This is a genomic window from Halopenitus sp. H-Gu1 (assembly GCF_041821145.1).
In the GTDB taxonomy this organism is placed as follows: Archaea; Halobacteriota; Halobacteria; order Halobacteriales; family Haloferacaceae; genus Halopenitus.
This window is the reverse complement of record NZ_JBGUBC010000005.1, coordinates 1-12974: the sequence shown is the minus strand read 5'-3', so window position 1 is coordinate 12974 and position 12974 is coordinate 1. Positions and strand designations below refer to the sequence as shown.

The following is a 12974-nucleotide window of genomic DNA, read 5'->3' as shown; positions in this document are numbered from 1 at the left end:
ACGCAGCGATCAGGTTTCGTCGATCTGGCCTTCGAGTTCCTCGTCGATGCCACTCTTCGAGAACAGCGCGAAGTACTCGTCCCGATCAGTTGGCCCCCATCCGACGTTCGCTGCTTTTTCTCACAGGTTCTCGAAGAGTGTGGCACCGACTGGATCCGACGTCTACTTGCACTCGGCGAACAGGATCCGGTCGTCGTTCGGCGCGAGACCGACAATATCGATCTCGTCTTCACCGTACCACCAGCGGCCGACCTCCGAGTGCGGTTCAAAGTCGAGTACCTCGAAGCGCTTATCACTGTCATCCAGTACCACCAAGATCCGACGTTCGATACAACCGACCTCTTCTAATCTCTGAGACCAGGAGTGACCTACAAACACTCTTCAGAATCCAGAACTCAGTTGCTTCGGATTGACCCGGACCGAAGATCATCTCAGCTCATCCTTCACCGTCACGACGAACGATCTGCTTCACAAGAGTGGTCCTACTGGTCAAGTCTCTCCGAAAGCCACATTTGAGCACGCTTTTCGAGTTCAGCGAGATCAAGGACTTCGGTCTCGTACTCAACAGTACGGTTCTCTAATCGTTCCTCGTGAAACCCGTTTTCAACTACTGCCGGTGGGTTCCATTCTGCAGTCAGATCTCGGTATGATTTCACATCGAGTGACAGTACCTCAATTTCATCTATGTATGCTAGCGTTACGGTTCCGAGGTGCATCGCGTGCCCCAATACGATCGTCGACGCGAACCCGAAGTCGCCACGCAGACTGAGGGATACTCCTACAGGACTGACAGTTTCAAATCCGGCCAGTTCCGTTTCTCCAAGTTCAGCTGTGTACGAGCGTTGCGTGAACATTTGCCCCTTGGAATCCGTCTTGAGGGCCGAATCGTCGTATCGGACCTCTGTGCCATCTAACACCTCTATGAGAAGGGTTGCAAGTTCTTCATCAGGTTCGTATGGGTTTTGCGTTATTTGATTGTTCATGGGCAGATTCCTCTACAGGGTTTGGGAATGCGATCGGTTGTTCGTACGCTGGTGCACGGGCATTTTGACCCGGGGACCCGGGCGTTGGCTGGTTATTCGAACCACACATTCAGGTTAGTCTATGACCTTCTTCGACGCTCTCCCAACCCCGGGGTGAGCGATGAGTATATATGGGTCGAATCTGGGGGTGTCATACATACATGGACCCCACTGCGTCCCGAAATCCACAGAAATACCACCTTCAAGAGACCGAGAGAACATACCTATACGCGGGCGATACTGGATCATACACGGAAGGTCAAATTCGAAACCGCATTACGAACGACCGACTTCCTCTACTTGCAACGCGAATACAGCATCTACTGGACGACGTAACACTGCTCACCAACAAGGATTTCCTCACACCAGACTGCTGGGAAGACGGTTGGCACCAACTACAGAACGTAGAGGTGGATCGGGAGTTCCAAGACGCGCCAGTCTGGCTCCCGCAAACAGAGCTGACTGGCCACACCCAAATTGGATTCGTCGTCGGACAATTCACTCGGGACCTGATCTCCAATCTTGGCCCAAGTTACTTTCCAGAGAGACTAAACTGGGGGTTCCTCCTCGGAACCGCTGGTCAACCACAAGGTGCATACAAAATCGAACACCGAAACATCACCGACATTCTGAACGGCCTCAACCGGCGATTTTCAGAGCGCAAAAATGCAGCGGCGGAGCAAAGCATATCGAGCGAAAAAGCACGACTTGAACGGGAGATCACGCAAGCATATGATTCTCAAACTCTCTCGGAGAACAGCGTCATCCAAGAATTCAGCGAAGCCGCAGAAGAAGCCAGAACACGATATAAACACCGTTCCACCAATACGGATCACCCTGACTTCTTCCAATTATTAGACAAGGTCATCACTGCTTCACCGAACGAGATACGTGCTATTGCCGAATTGACCGAACGGATCCATAGAAGCGTCCGCGAAGTCAATGCAACGCATCGCAAAAAAGTAGCTGCTACAGACGCGTTCCGCGCGCTATACAATGCAGAGGGTCAGCAGAGTTCGGACGACATTTCCACGATTATCGGCTCTAGCAAGGGACTCGTGTCATTTCTGCTTGAGACGTTGGCTGGTGGGAAAGACAACGCATTATGGACTGAACATCCACTCGTCGAAGAAACCGCTGCTGGCAGACGCGGACGTCAGTGGGAGACAACTCCGTTCGGTGATCTCGTCGGACACTGCCTATTTGACGAACACAAAAGGGGGCAAGTCTATGACACAATGGCTAATTTCCTCACCCAAGAGCAACCCGAGAGCGAATTTGCAGACCTCATCCAACAGAATCTCAAGACAGATCTATAGCGACGGCACAAATTAGGTAAGTAGCTCCTCAGCATACGTTCGGCCATCTATTCCCGGGATCCGCCGATCGTGATTGTTCCAGCCACACACCTGATACGACAAGAGTTCCGGTTGCCGTTCCATGGCCGGTCATCCCTGTTCCAGAGTCTGTTGCTCGAATAACCGTTACTCCCTACCCCATCAGCAGACCGGACGCACTTTGTCTTACCGTTGTTTCGACGCTATCCCCGAATCTAAAAGAACTCGTACTACCTTACCGTAGTATGGAGTTCTTCACTGCAGACGATGTCCTCAGTCACAGTACAGCAGCAACACCAGATGACCCGGTGACCGTCCACCTTGATGACTCGATCCAGAAGGCCTTGGAACTTATGCTGGAGAACGATTTTGACCAGCTCCCCGTGGTGAGCGATCATGGCGTTGAGGGGGCCGTTACATACAAATCGGTCGCAAAATACGTGAAATCGATTGAGGAACCCCGCGTCGAGGACACATCGGTCAAAATCGCCCTGAACACCAATCCCGAATTCGTCACCCGCGATCACGATCTCTTCGAGCTATTCGATACACTCGCAAAAGACGACTACGTCCTGATCGGTGATCGAGATCGGGAGCAACTGGAAGGGATCCTAACCCGGTACGACGTCTTCTACTTCCTCGAACACCAAGTCGAACCGTTCCTCAAAATCGCCGGAATCGAGGAAAGTCTCCGCTACCTGTTCCGTGCCTCCTGTAATGACTTGGATCAGCGGATCAAGGACACGTTCGCCGACCGCGCCGAGCATGACGAGAGCTACGAGCCTCCTGAACGGCTGGAGGACTTCTCCTTCGACGAGTATCGGATGTTCATGATGCGAAACCTCGATCAGCTTCCGCCACGTCTCTCGCAGGAACGAGACATGATCGAAAGCCTGCTTGAGGACATCCGCGAGACACGGAATGCACTCTTCCATTTCCGCGCCGAGGCCGATGAAGTTGACCGCGACCAACTAGACATGGCCCACGGATACTTCACCGGCATCGCCAGCACCGCGTAGCTCATTGTCCTTGGACGGACAGTCCCACCTTGGGAGATTTCACCCATTTACTTAGAATAATTCATCGAGCCACCGAGTGGAGCTTGATCGCTTTTCAGCACTCTCACGAGTTGCGTTATGAGACTCTCAAGCATTGACATCAATCTCAGTTCAAGCACGGAGCCGGTAGTGTAGAGACCGAAGCAGGAATACCCGGGATACCTGTGCATTCAGGACGTTTCGATACAGATTTGAACGGTAGCGTCAGCAAGTTCGGTTGTATCCTGCCACCGATACAAGTGCCCGGCTCGGTCTAAAAAGTCGAAGAGGGTTGCCATCATGCCATCGAATTTCTCGTATTCAAGGTCTTTGTCGAGAGATGCATGCGTATATTCCCGCTTTGCTACGTACGTCTCTTCAAGCGGGATTTCCCCGAGTTCCAGTTCGTGCCCACCGTCATTATCTTCGGCAATGAGTATGTTGTAGTCTGTGGAAAGGAGAGTAAATTGGAATTTCAGGTACCAATTATCCCACCTGTCATTTGCTGGGTCGAGATCCTCAAGCAAGATAGCGAAATTCGTGACCTGATTCAAATTAATAATTTGTCTGACGGTTTCGAGTCGATCCTTAGGCCCATCTCTCGTACTGGGCCCTGCATCATAATTCCCCAACAGCAGGTAACTCGGAGCAACGGGATCATCTGTCAGCCCATTACTTCGTAAGAGGTTGTTCCCCTTGTGATGGAATTCAATGAGTTCAGCGTCGCTATATGCCTCTGTGAGCAAATCCCAGTCCCGAACTTTCGGTAGGCCCTGTAGATGTGGTGGCAACTGGTCTCCCATGTGTGAGTACCGAATACGCGCTATTTTAACAATTATCACATCTCTCCGGATCTGTTGCGATATCCGTCGCAATACTTATTGTCGCACCCGGCAAAGAACACGTATGGGTCAAGAGGCACCAGCGGACGAGGACTTGGAAGACCTTGAGACAGCGGGGGAGGCTGTCGCAGAATTCAGCGACAGTATCCGCGCGCTCAACGAGGTACTCGACACTGGTGCCCTGCAAGCGATCAGTAAAGCATCTGCCGGAGAACTCAGCCAAATAGCGGCTGTCACTGACCAGATCGAAGGGATTCAGAGCGCTGTCAATGCGTTAGAAGAGGCTGAAATCGAGGAGTTCGACGAGGCAATTGATCCAGAGGTAGTGGAGGCGATTACCCGGATCAATAACACCCAAGAGTCCACCGAGCAAACGGAACTCGTTCAAGAACCCGAGGACGTAGCCGAGACGATCGCGGACCTCTACGATGAGGATCGGCTTGCAGCTATGCGCGAACTGCTTGAGGAGCATAATCTCCGGATTGTCCAGCAGTTGTTAGCATCTGAAACCGGCGCATTAAGCCCAAAAGAAGTCGCATTCCGCAACAGAGGCGTCATCTCTGAGTCAACCGTCCGCGATCATCTCCGCACCCTTACAGACCAAGGGTTCGTCGAGAAGCTTGAGCCAGACGTAGACACGATCCCCAATGAGATGCCCAGAACGTTCTACGCTGCATCCCCACTCGCAATCGAACTGCTCAAACAAATCGGGCTCTGGGACAATCTCGGGATGCTTTACCAACTCTACTCATCTCTCGACCGCCCAGACGATATCCAGCAGATCGAAGAGTGGGAGCATCGACCAACTCCCGAGTGGATTTAACCGACTGCCTCCCCTGATTAGAACCTCTCCTGATTTCTAGTTAGCCGTGGAGCTGGTTACCAGAGCTAAGTAGAAGCTCGGGATAGGACGGGGGATGAAGAAGAGGTGGACAACCGATCCTACAATCCGATTTCTTAACTATCGTATCCCATCTCAAGGTCTACACGAAAGATGTTGAATCATTCTGCAGAGCGATATAATTTCGAGGATTAGATTGTCTTTTAGAAAATTATGAAGCCAAATTCGAGCTGATATTGACGATCACAAAGAGTATTATCAAGACCAGGAAAACCACCGTATGTCGACACGAACAAGCCACCCACCGATCGGGTCTGAAACACCGAGCAGCCAGCAACTCGATCTTCGTGTTTTCGTCAGCTCTGGCACACACGACTGGTTCGAACTGATCCAACCGTATATTCGGTACAGAAAGGACGTAGCATCAGGAGAGGAACTCTGTCGAATTGCAAAAATCCACGCCAGACAGGTCCTCTCTCGAACTGAATTAGCAGTTGAGCTCAACAGAGTCGTCTGGAAAGCAGACTCAACAATGAACTCATCCCACGGTACGTATTCAGCGGGTGACGGGCGTCACGTCATCACGCTCTCGATGTTGAGCCTGCAGAGAAATGGATGGGCAAAACTCATGGAAACGGTTCGCCACGAACTGGTTCACGCATGGCAACAAGAACAGGTGTACCGAGAGAAGCCCACTGAGACCGACATCCACGACCATCCGTCATTCGAGCAGTGGATGGATGTGCTCGACATCAGGAAAGGAGGCCCCGCTGTGACGGATAGCCGGTACATGATCGAATGCGATCATTGTGGACGCGTCAAGACATATGCGTGCCTCTGTGAGGACGTCCGCACGGTAGTGGAAACGGAGGCTCGCTGTGACTTCTGTGGAGCCGACTCGAATCATTTACTGGCGCATGATCTCGAGGCAGATGATCCACTGAGACGCACCGATCTGCCACCTGAACCAGTTCTGTCGGTGCAGTTCCGACTCCAGATAGAAAACGGGGAGATCAATGAGTCTTTGGTGAACTGTACCGGTGAACTCCCTCGACGCTTCCGGAGGCTGTACCGAGAACTTCAGCGGGTCGAACAGCGATTGAAACCCACTATCTGAGCCTTTGGTTCTGTTGAAAACCTATTGTCGTTCAACGTTCCCGCTGGAACAGCCGTTAGGTAGATGCTGATTGCGGTCTGGTGGTTATACCGTTAAGTTTGTTCCACGCGGTTAGGAAGTCCGAACGTTCGGAGTCCTATCGCCGCGGCGTGAACACGAACCACTTGACGCCGGCCACGAACGTCCCGATCAGCACCTGTCCAATCACTTGTCCCACCGAGGTCGGCGGCAGGTACTTCGTGACGAAATACTCCAACGTCATCTGGATGAACTCGCCCTGTACGAGGTGCGGGGCCGAGTTGAGCAGTGCCAGCAGGCCCGCACCGTAGATGTAGAACGCGATTGGGTTCTTGAACGGCCCTTTCAACCAATACTTCAGAAGTCCTGTGATGTACCCCATCTATCGTTCACCCTCGTATAGGTCGACCGCTCGTTGCGTCAGCGTGTACCGGTTCGAGGTCCGCCGCCACCCGATCGGCGCGTAGTCGTGGTCGTCCTTTTCGACGTCCGCGGCCTCGATCTCCTGCGCAATCTCGTCGAACAGGTCCATCCGATCCTCCTCGTCGCCAACCGCGAAGAGCTGGTCACGAATAGCCTCCACAACCTCCTCCGGCTCTAGGTCCGTCGTGTCGATGTCCAGCAGGGCGGCGACGAACTGCCGGACCTCCGCATCATCCTCAACGTGAGCTATGAGACGCTCAATCTCCTCGTCCACAATGGGGCCGAGGTCCTCGTCGTAGAGCCGTTCTTCCGTCCGCTCGTGGAAGATGAACGACCGGCCGCCCTGTGGCTCGTGCTGTTCGACCAGTCCCACCTCGTTCGCCAGGTTGTCGATGTGGTTCCGTGTGGCCGTCGGCACGCCCTCAAGGATCTGTCGTGTCCTGACCTCCGGGTCGGTCCCCGGCAACGCGTCCTGCCTATACAGGTACGCCACGATATCGGCCTGCCCCTCGGCGCTCCGGTTCGCAGGATACTCCTCGTTGATGAAGTTGATGACGGCCGGCTTCCCCGCTGCCTCCCACTTCTCCTCGTACCGCGCCACTGCGTCCGGGTCGCCACATACCTCGCAGTCGGGATGCGGGTTCGTGAACCGGTGCATCCTCTCCACAGGCACCCCCAGCATATTGTGGGTGAACCGGTTGTCGACCATCGCCTCAGGGAAGTGGCGCTGTTTGATGACCTCGCCCGCGAGTAGCACCCCCGCAGTGACCGGGAGGAACGGCACCGGCACCTCCATGTCCGCCCCGCCGAGATCTATGTGGCCACAGTGCAGCCGGAACCAGTCACTGAACCGCTCCCCCGGCTCCGGCACCGTGATATCGTTGTCGCCGTCGACGTACGCCGCGACTTGGTCCACCTGCTCCCGGGTGAACGCCGCATTGTCCGTGTTCATCTCGACGAGCGTCTCCGTTTCCAGCCCGATCTGGTCAGACAACACGGACATCTCGCGTGTCACTCCGTCCTGCCGGCCTTGGTGCTTGCACGCTAGGCACTGCCCCTCGCCGAACGCCACGCGCAGCACAACGTAGTCGCCCTGCTGGTTCGTCGCCGCATCCAGGATCGTCTCCGGGAAATCCCACTGGATCTGCTTCCTCGCGCGCACCGTGTCCACCGCCGACACTACCAGCTCCAACGAGTCCGCATCGACCTGGTCAGAAAACTGGATGTACGGCTCGGGATGGGCCTGAACCGAGAACGTCAACGCCGGGTGCGCCTCGACCACGACCCGCTTCCCGACCTCCGCCTTCATCGACCCCACGTCCCGCCGGTACGCCCAGATGTACCGGTTCAGGTTCGACGCCGACACCTCGTCGCTGTCCACCAGCCGGATAGTCCCCCTTACCGCGTCCAACGCGCTCAACGTCTGCACGAGGGCACCACCACCGGCACCCACGCCGACCACGTTCAGATTGTGAAGGTTGACGACGTCCGGCAGCTCGGGGTTCGCCGGGTCGGCCCGATCGACGGTGTAGTCGTACGTCGAGAACGTCACCGACTCGACCGGGGTCACTCGTCCTCGGACGTTCTCTGCGCCGACAGACTCGCGGAGCATCGTCTTGAACACCTCGGCCACACCCATGCAGGCAGCCGTGTAACTGCCGACCGGGTTTACTTGACCGCTGAACGGCGTCGGCGACCCGTCCGTCGTGACGTGGACGAGCCACCCGTTCGACCCGACCGACACCGTCGCGTCCTCCGCCCCCGCGCCTAAGTGCAGCGTGGCATCGGCCTCATCGGGATCCACGGTCTGCCGGACCGTGACCGGCGAGTCAATGAGTGTAGCGAGGTCCGCGATCGCCTCGCCGACCGTGCCTGCGTCGACGCCTGGCACGTGGACCTCGCGGTCCGCATCACGCGGGAGTGCCACTGTGACTTCGTCGACGATGGGGTGCAGACGCGCAAGCAGGTTGACCGTCGTGAACAGGGCGTGCTGGCAGTTCTCATTCGCTGGCTCCGCGACGCTGACCGTCACGTGCCGGTCCGCGACCGCGGCGACGCCCTCATCCGGGCCGCCGTCCACGAAGGACGCGAGCGCGGTCTCCGTTCGATCCGAGTTCCAGGATGGTGTCTCGCTAGCCATATATTAGACCTCCAAGACGGTCTCCTCGATAACGAACTGGTCCTCGATCTCTCCGTCGTCCAGCAGCCGCCACCCCTCGGTCGCGGTGTAGACGTACACCCCGCAGTCCCGCAGGTCGTACACCGGCGTTTCCCCAAAATCCGGGACGACGATGGAGACGAAACCCTCGTGGAAGCTGACGGCCTTCTCCTCGTCCACCGGCGAATGTCGCGCGACCCCGGGATGGGAGTGCACCTGTGCCAGGACGAGCTGGTCGCGGTCCCGGAGCTCCAGGTTGATCTCGGTCATCTTCCGCAACGGCACCTTCACGCCGCCGTGTCGCGCGTTCGCGGTCGGGTAGACGCACGTGGTGATGTACGCCTCACCGTCGGTGACCGCACCCGCCCAGAATACGTACGCTTCCGTCTCCTCGGCACCGTGGGCCTCGATGAACCGTTGCGTCTCGCGGAGGACCGCTGTCGGGACGTAGAATTTCTCGATGGGACCCGAGATACCACGTGTCCGCCGGCTGTTCCCGGGGGAGACATACGGCCGCGAGAGCCGCGCCCGGCCCCCGTCCTCCTCTTCGTCGTCGTTCGGCTCCGGCGGGGCCCGTCCGAACCGGTCGCGGAGCCACGCGATAACCCCAGTCATGAGCGGATCATCCCGTGGATCTTGTGCACCATGCTCGGGAGGTCGTACTTTTCCGGATCCCAGTCGTCCTCCCGCTCGTCATGGTTGTAGTTGGTGTAGCACTCCCGGGTGCCGTCGATGCAGATGCCCTTGTCGCTACGGATTCCACGGGCGTGGTCCGGCCACTCCCCGTCGAACTGGTACGACGGGGCCTGCTGCGGGAAATTGTCGAAATTCACCGCCAGGGTGTACTCCGTGCCATCCACCGGCATGTCGACGAACACGTCCATGTCGTCGACCTCGACCGCCCACCCGTTCCGCTCGACGAGCGACGTGGCCTCCAACCGCTCGACCTGATCCGCCATCTTCGCCTTCGAAAGTTCGTCGTCCATGGAATCCGCCACCTCCGGAGTTAGATGACCTCGGGTTCGGGTTCCAGCACGAGCTCCGCACCGTCGCCGATGCCAAGTTCGGCGAGGGTCTTGTTCCCCGGCAGGGGGTCGCCGTCGTAGACGAGCTGGTACTGTTTCGCCTTCGACGGGTCGATGTCCAGCCGGCCCATGACCGACGTCTTCAGTGCCTTTACTTTCTGGTTTGATGGGAAGTCGTCCTCGATATCGCCGCTACTGCTGACGATGGTCAACGTGACCTTGTTGTTGTTTCCGCTCATCTGTTTGTCACCGTACGCGAGACAGTTGGTCCGATAGGTATTTAAGCTCGTTCTAACAACTACAATTCAGAAGTAGTGGGTGACTACTCTGAGTATGGAGTACCTTACTACCACAATTGAGTTGACATCCCATGGGACAACTTCGTGATGAACTGGCGAAGTTCGGATGGACGAACTACGAGGCGGCCTGCTACGCCGCGCTGGTCCGCTTCGGCGCGATGAAGGCGAGCCGTGTGGCCTCGGAGACCGATATCCGGAAATCGAAGGTGTACGAACCACTGAACCGACTGGAAGAGGACGGCTTCGTGAAGGTTACGGACGACAACCCGAAGGTGTACTCCGCACAGAACCCGCGGTACGTGATGGAACTGGAACGCCAGCAGTTCGAGCAGGAGTCGAAGCAAGTCCTCGAAAAGCTGCAAGAAGCATGGGAGATTCAGGAGGAACTCGGCTCCGACGACGACCACGCCTGGGTCGTCAAAGGACGCGACGGTGCGAGCATGGAACTTAGTCGGCTCTTCGATGACGCCGAGGAATCCATCGATGCGTTCGACAACCGGTTTGCGCATGTCTCTCGGGATGTCATTGACACGCTGGAAAAACGTGCCGAGGAGATCGACATCCGACTCGTCAGTGGGTCGCAGGCCCTCACCCGGTTGGAACTGCTGCAACGCGCTGGTATCGACGCACGAGAATTGACCGAACTCACCCGCTCCTCCTACTACATCGTTGACGGAGACAAGGCCCTGATGCGGTTATCGAGCGGTGACGTGGCCGTCATGGTCGAAGATGCCGACATTGCAACAATTATAAGCCGGGACTTCGAAGAAACATTTAAGGAGGCATCCGAGGTGTCCACCGATGATTGATCGACAACTGCTGCCGCTAGCCTTGCTACGCGCTAGCGAGGAACAAAATATCCGAGGGCGTACCCGTCTTCAGAAGATGGTATTCCTCATCCAGCAGCAATTCGGCGACACGGACGAGCTCCCCGGCGAGTACAGTTACATCCCTTACGACTACGGCCCGTTTGCCAAGAAGCTGTACGACGATCTTGACTTCCTCGAAGAACGCGGTGTCATCACTGAAAACCGCGTTACAATGGACGACAAGGTCGTCTATTACTATTCTCTTGGTCAGAATGCGGACGAATACCTGAATAACTGGTCTTCGGACGAGGTCGACCGCGTCCTGGATATGGCCGAGCACATCAAGGACCAGTTCAACGAAGTACCCCTACCGAGCCTTCTGGACTACGTCTACAGCGAATATCCAGAGTACGCCGAAAACAGCGTGCTCTAATGCTCCATTCAACCACCACACCAAGGCTGTCAGTTCACGGTTAAAATTACAGGGTGATCAATACGGTCGTGGAAAACCGTGGCATAGTTTCAATACCGGCAGCTTAGAAAACGAGCGTAATGGACGAATCGGCCGTCTTCGAACACGTCGTAGACGAACTACACGAGCGCGAATACCAACCGCTCGTTCACGTTCCGGGCTCGCATCGGGAGACGTACGAAGATGTCCTCGATAAGTGCGAGCCGCATTCGATCACGATTGGTGGTCGCTATCCCGACGTGTTGGGCTTCACGAATACTGATCGCGTGTTCGCTATCGAAGTCAAAGGATCGAGCGGCATCCTCCGTGGGATCGGGCAGGCACTCACGTATCAACAAGGCGCGCACGTTTCGTACCTGGCGGCTGCAGAGGACACGGTTGACCAGCACACCGACTTGCTCCGGTCGAAAGGCGTTGGCGTGATCGGTACAAACACGACCGGAATCACGCGGTGGGCGCACCCACCAACCGTCGAATCGCACGAACAGGTCGTCGATATCGAAGGGCTACTCTCCGTTCGCTTCCGCCGAAGCGACATCTCCGGCGACATCGCCTCCCTTTCATTGGCCCAACCGCTGAACTATCTCGCCCCCGTGCTGGCGATCACAGAGCACGGTCCGCTCACACACGACGAACTCATCAACGTACTTGCCACCGAGTACGCGTTCGGCGCTGGCGACGGCACACTCGACGGTGCAACATCTCTCGGACTCGTCGAACTCAGGGGCGATGATCGATACGAACGAACCGACCAGGGAGCACTCGCAGCAGCCGTGCTTCATGGGCACCACATCCACGAGCTATCCGACCTCGACGAAGCAAAAACGGAAGTACGCGGCTCCACCGTCGCAGCAGAACACCACCCGCTCGCCATCCTGCTGCGAAACTGCTTCGAACGCCACCCCGAGTTCCGACTCCTTCTCGACGCACTCCGCAAAGAAGGCCCCGAGATTCACTTCCCCGATTTGCTAGAGCGGCTCGTCCACGAGTACCCGAACGTCTTCCTCAACGCCTTCTGCACCCGATCCGGCCGCGCCACGGCTCGGGAACACATCGAAACTGGGCAGACCGAACGCATCTACACCGGAGAACGCGTCTGGAAAGACATCATCCGAACAAACGTCCTCTTCAACTTCGTCCAGCAGCTCAAACACATCGGCATCCTCGCCTCGGAAACCCGCAGTCACAGCGGCGCGATCAGTGAGTACAGCGCCGAGGAGAAACCGTGGATATTGTTGGATTGGGGTGGCCATGCACATTAGCTGTGCAACACTGATTTGGTTAACCTCCGATTCATGAGAGAGAGAGAGAACTTGTTCACCTAAACGACAGTCCGGATCTATTGGGGCTATAGCTACGACAGTTTCCAAGCTAGGTTTTGTTGACGCTTTGTTCGACGCGACACTACCGAATAGGATTTGTCTTCGGTGTCATAAAGTTGTATTTCCTTTCTTCGGGAACACTGCGTTCAGATTTTTCACTCCCATCAGCTACGTCAAAAGCGTCTTCTTCAGATTCTACGTCAGTGATACCGGTTTTACCCTGTACGGTAGAATTGCCGGGTAGTATTTTTT

Annotated in this window: 14 protein-coding genes and 1 pseudogene; 7 read left to right on the top strand and 8 right to left on the bottom strand. The window is 56.2% G+C overall.

What is annotated here, in order from left to right:
- Positions 1-9 precede the first annotated feature (9 nt).
- Together ACERIT_RS05140 and ACERIT_RS05135 are read right to left on the bottom strand one after the other, a co-directional pair.
- Positions 10-273, bottom strand: a pseudogene (locus ACERIT_RS05140) (DUF234 domain-containing protein); the annotation flags it as partial.
- 209 nt (positions 274-482) lie between these two features.
- A complete protein-coding gene (locus ACERIT_RS05135) occupies positions 483-983 on the bottom strand; it encodes a hypothetical protein (RefSeq protein WP_373673766.1) in 501 nt (166 codons plus the stop codon).
- Between the two features lie 200 nt (positions 984-1183).
- On the opposite strand from ACERIT_RS05135, the gene ACERIT_RS05130 reads away from it, so the two are divergent.
- Both ACERIT_RS05130 and ACERIT_RS05125 read left to right on the top strand, forming a co-directional pair.
- Complete coding sequence (locus ACERIT_RS05130) at positions 1184-2341, top strand: hypothetical protein (RefSeq protein WP_373673765.1); 1158 nt, start codon at positions 1184-1186, stop codon at positions 2339-2341.
- A 263-nt stretch (positions 2342-2604) separates the two neighbouring features.
- Entirely contained in the window at positions 2605-3378 is a 774-nt protein-coding gene (locus ACERIT_RS05125) for a CBS domain-containing protein (RefSeq protein ID WP_373673764.1), read from the top strand.
- 209 nt (positions 3379-3587) lie between these two features.
- On the opposite strand, the gene ACERIT_RS05120 is transcribed toward ACERIT_RS05125, so the two are convergent.
- A complete protein-coding gene (locus tag ACERIT_RS05120; protein WP_373673763.1) occupies positions 3588-4199 on the bottom strand; it encodes a hypothetical protein in 612 nt (203 codons plus the stop codon).
- A 103-nt stretch (positions 4200-4302) separates the two neighbouring features.
- Between ACERIT_RS05120 and ACERIT_RS05115 the strand changes: the two genes are divergently transcribed.
- A complete protein-coding gene (locus tag ACERIT_RS05115; protein WP_373673762.1) occupies positions 4303-5061 on the top strand; it encodes a helix-turn-helix domain-containing protein in 759 nt (252 codons plus the stop codon).
- 298 nt (positions 5062-5359) lie between these two features.
- Complete coding sequence (locus tag ACERIT_RS05110; protein ID WP_373673760.1) at positions 5360-6196, top strand: SprT-like domain-containing protein; 837 nt, start codon at positions 5360-5362, stop codon at positions 6194-6196.
- A gap of 136 nt (positions 6197-6332) precedes the next feature.
- On the opposite strand, the gene ACERIT_RS05105 is transcribed toward ACERIT_RS05110, so the two are convergent.
- From ACERIT_RS05105 to ACERIT_RS05085, 5 genes are read right to left on the bottom strand one after another with little or no spacing between them, the layout of a single operon-like run.
- Positions 6333-6596 carry a hypothetical protein gene (locus tag ACERIT_RS05105; RefSeq protein WP_373673759.1) on the bottom strand — a complete coding sequence of 88 codons (264 nt, stop codon included), beginning with the start codon at positions 6594-6596 and terminating at the stop codon, positions 6333-6335.
- Entirely contained in the window at positions 6597-8777 is a 2181-nt protein-coding gene (locus ACERIT_RS05100) for a ThiF family adenylyltransferase (protein ID WP_373673758.1), read from the bottom strand.
- A 3-nt stretch (positions 8778-8780) separates the two neighbouring features.
- The gene (locus ACERIT_RS05095; RefSeq protein WP_373673757.1) at positions 8781-9410 is read right to left on the bottom strand and encodes a hypothetical protein; all 630 of its coding nucleotides are present in this window, start codon (positions 9408-9410) and stop codon (positions 8781-8783) included.
- On the bottom strand, positions 9407-9781 hold the full coding sequence (locus tag ACERIT_RS05090) for a hypothetical protein (protein WP_373673756.1): 375 nt from the start codon (positions 9779-9781) through the stop codon (positions 9407-9409). The genes ACERIT_RS05095 and ACERIT_RS05090 overlap by 4 nt, the downstream gene beginning before the upstream one ends.
- A gap of 20 nt (positions 9782-9801) precedes the next feature.
- On the bottom strand, positions 9802-10059 hold the full coding sequence (locus ACERIT_RS05085; RefSeq protein WP_373673755.1) for an EsaB/YukD family protein: 258 nt from the start codon (positions 10057-10059) through the stop codon (positions 9802-9804).
- Between the two features lie 131 nt (positions 10060-10190).
- Here ACERIT_RS05085 and ACERIT_RS05080 point away from each other — a divergent pair, with 131 nt between their 5' ends.
- The 3 genes from ACERIT_RS05080 (at position 10191) to ACERIT_RS05070 (ending at position 12662) form a co-directional block, all read left to right on the top strand.
- Positions 10191-10928 carry a TrmB family transcriptional regulator gene (locus ACERIT_RS05080; RefSeq protein WP_373673754.1) on the top strand — a complete coding sequence of 246 codons (738 nt, stop codon included), beginning with the start codon at positions 10191-10193 and terminating at the stop codon, positions 10926-10928.
- Between the two features lie 76 nt (positions 10929-11004).
- Positions 11005-11361 (top strand): hypothetical protein, encoded by a 357-nt coding sequence (locus tag ACERIT_RS05075; RefSeq protein ID WP_373673753.1) that lies wholly within the window; start codon positions 11005-11007, stop codon positions 11359-11361.
- 119 nt (positions 11362-11480) lie between these two features.
- A complete protein-coding gene (locus tag ACERIT_RS05070) occupies positions 11481-12662 on the top strand; it encodes a hypothetical protein (protein WP_373673752.1) in 1182 nt (393 codons plus the stop codon).
- Positions 12663-12974: the final 312 nt, after the last annotated feature.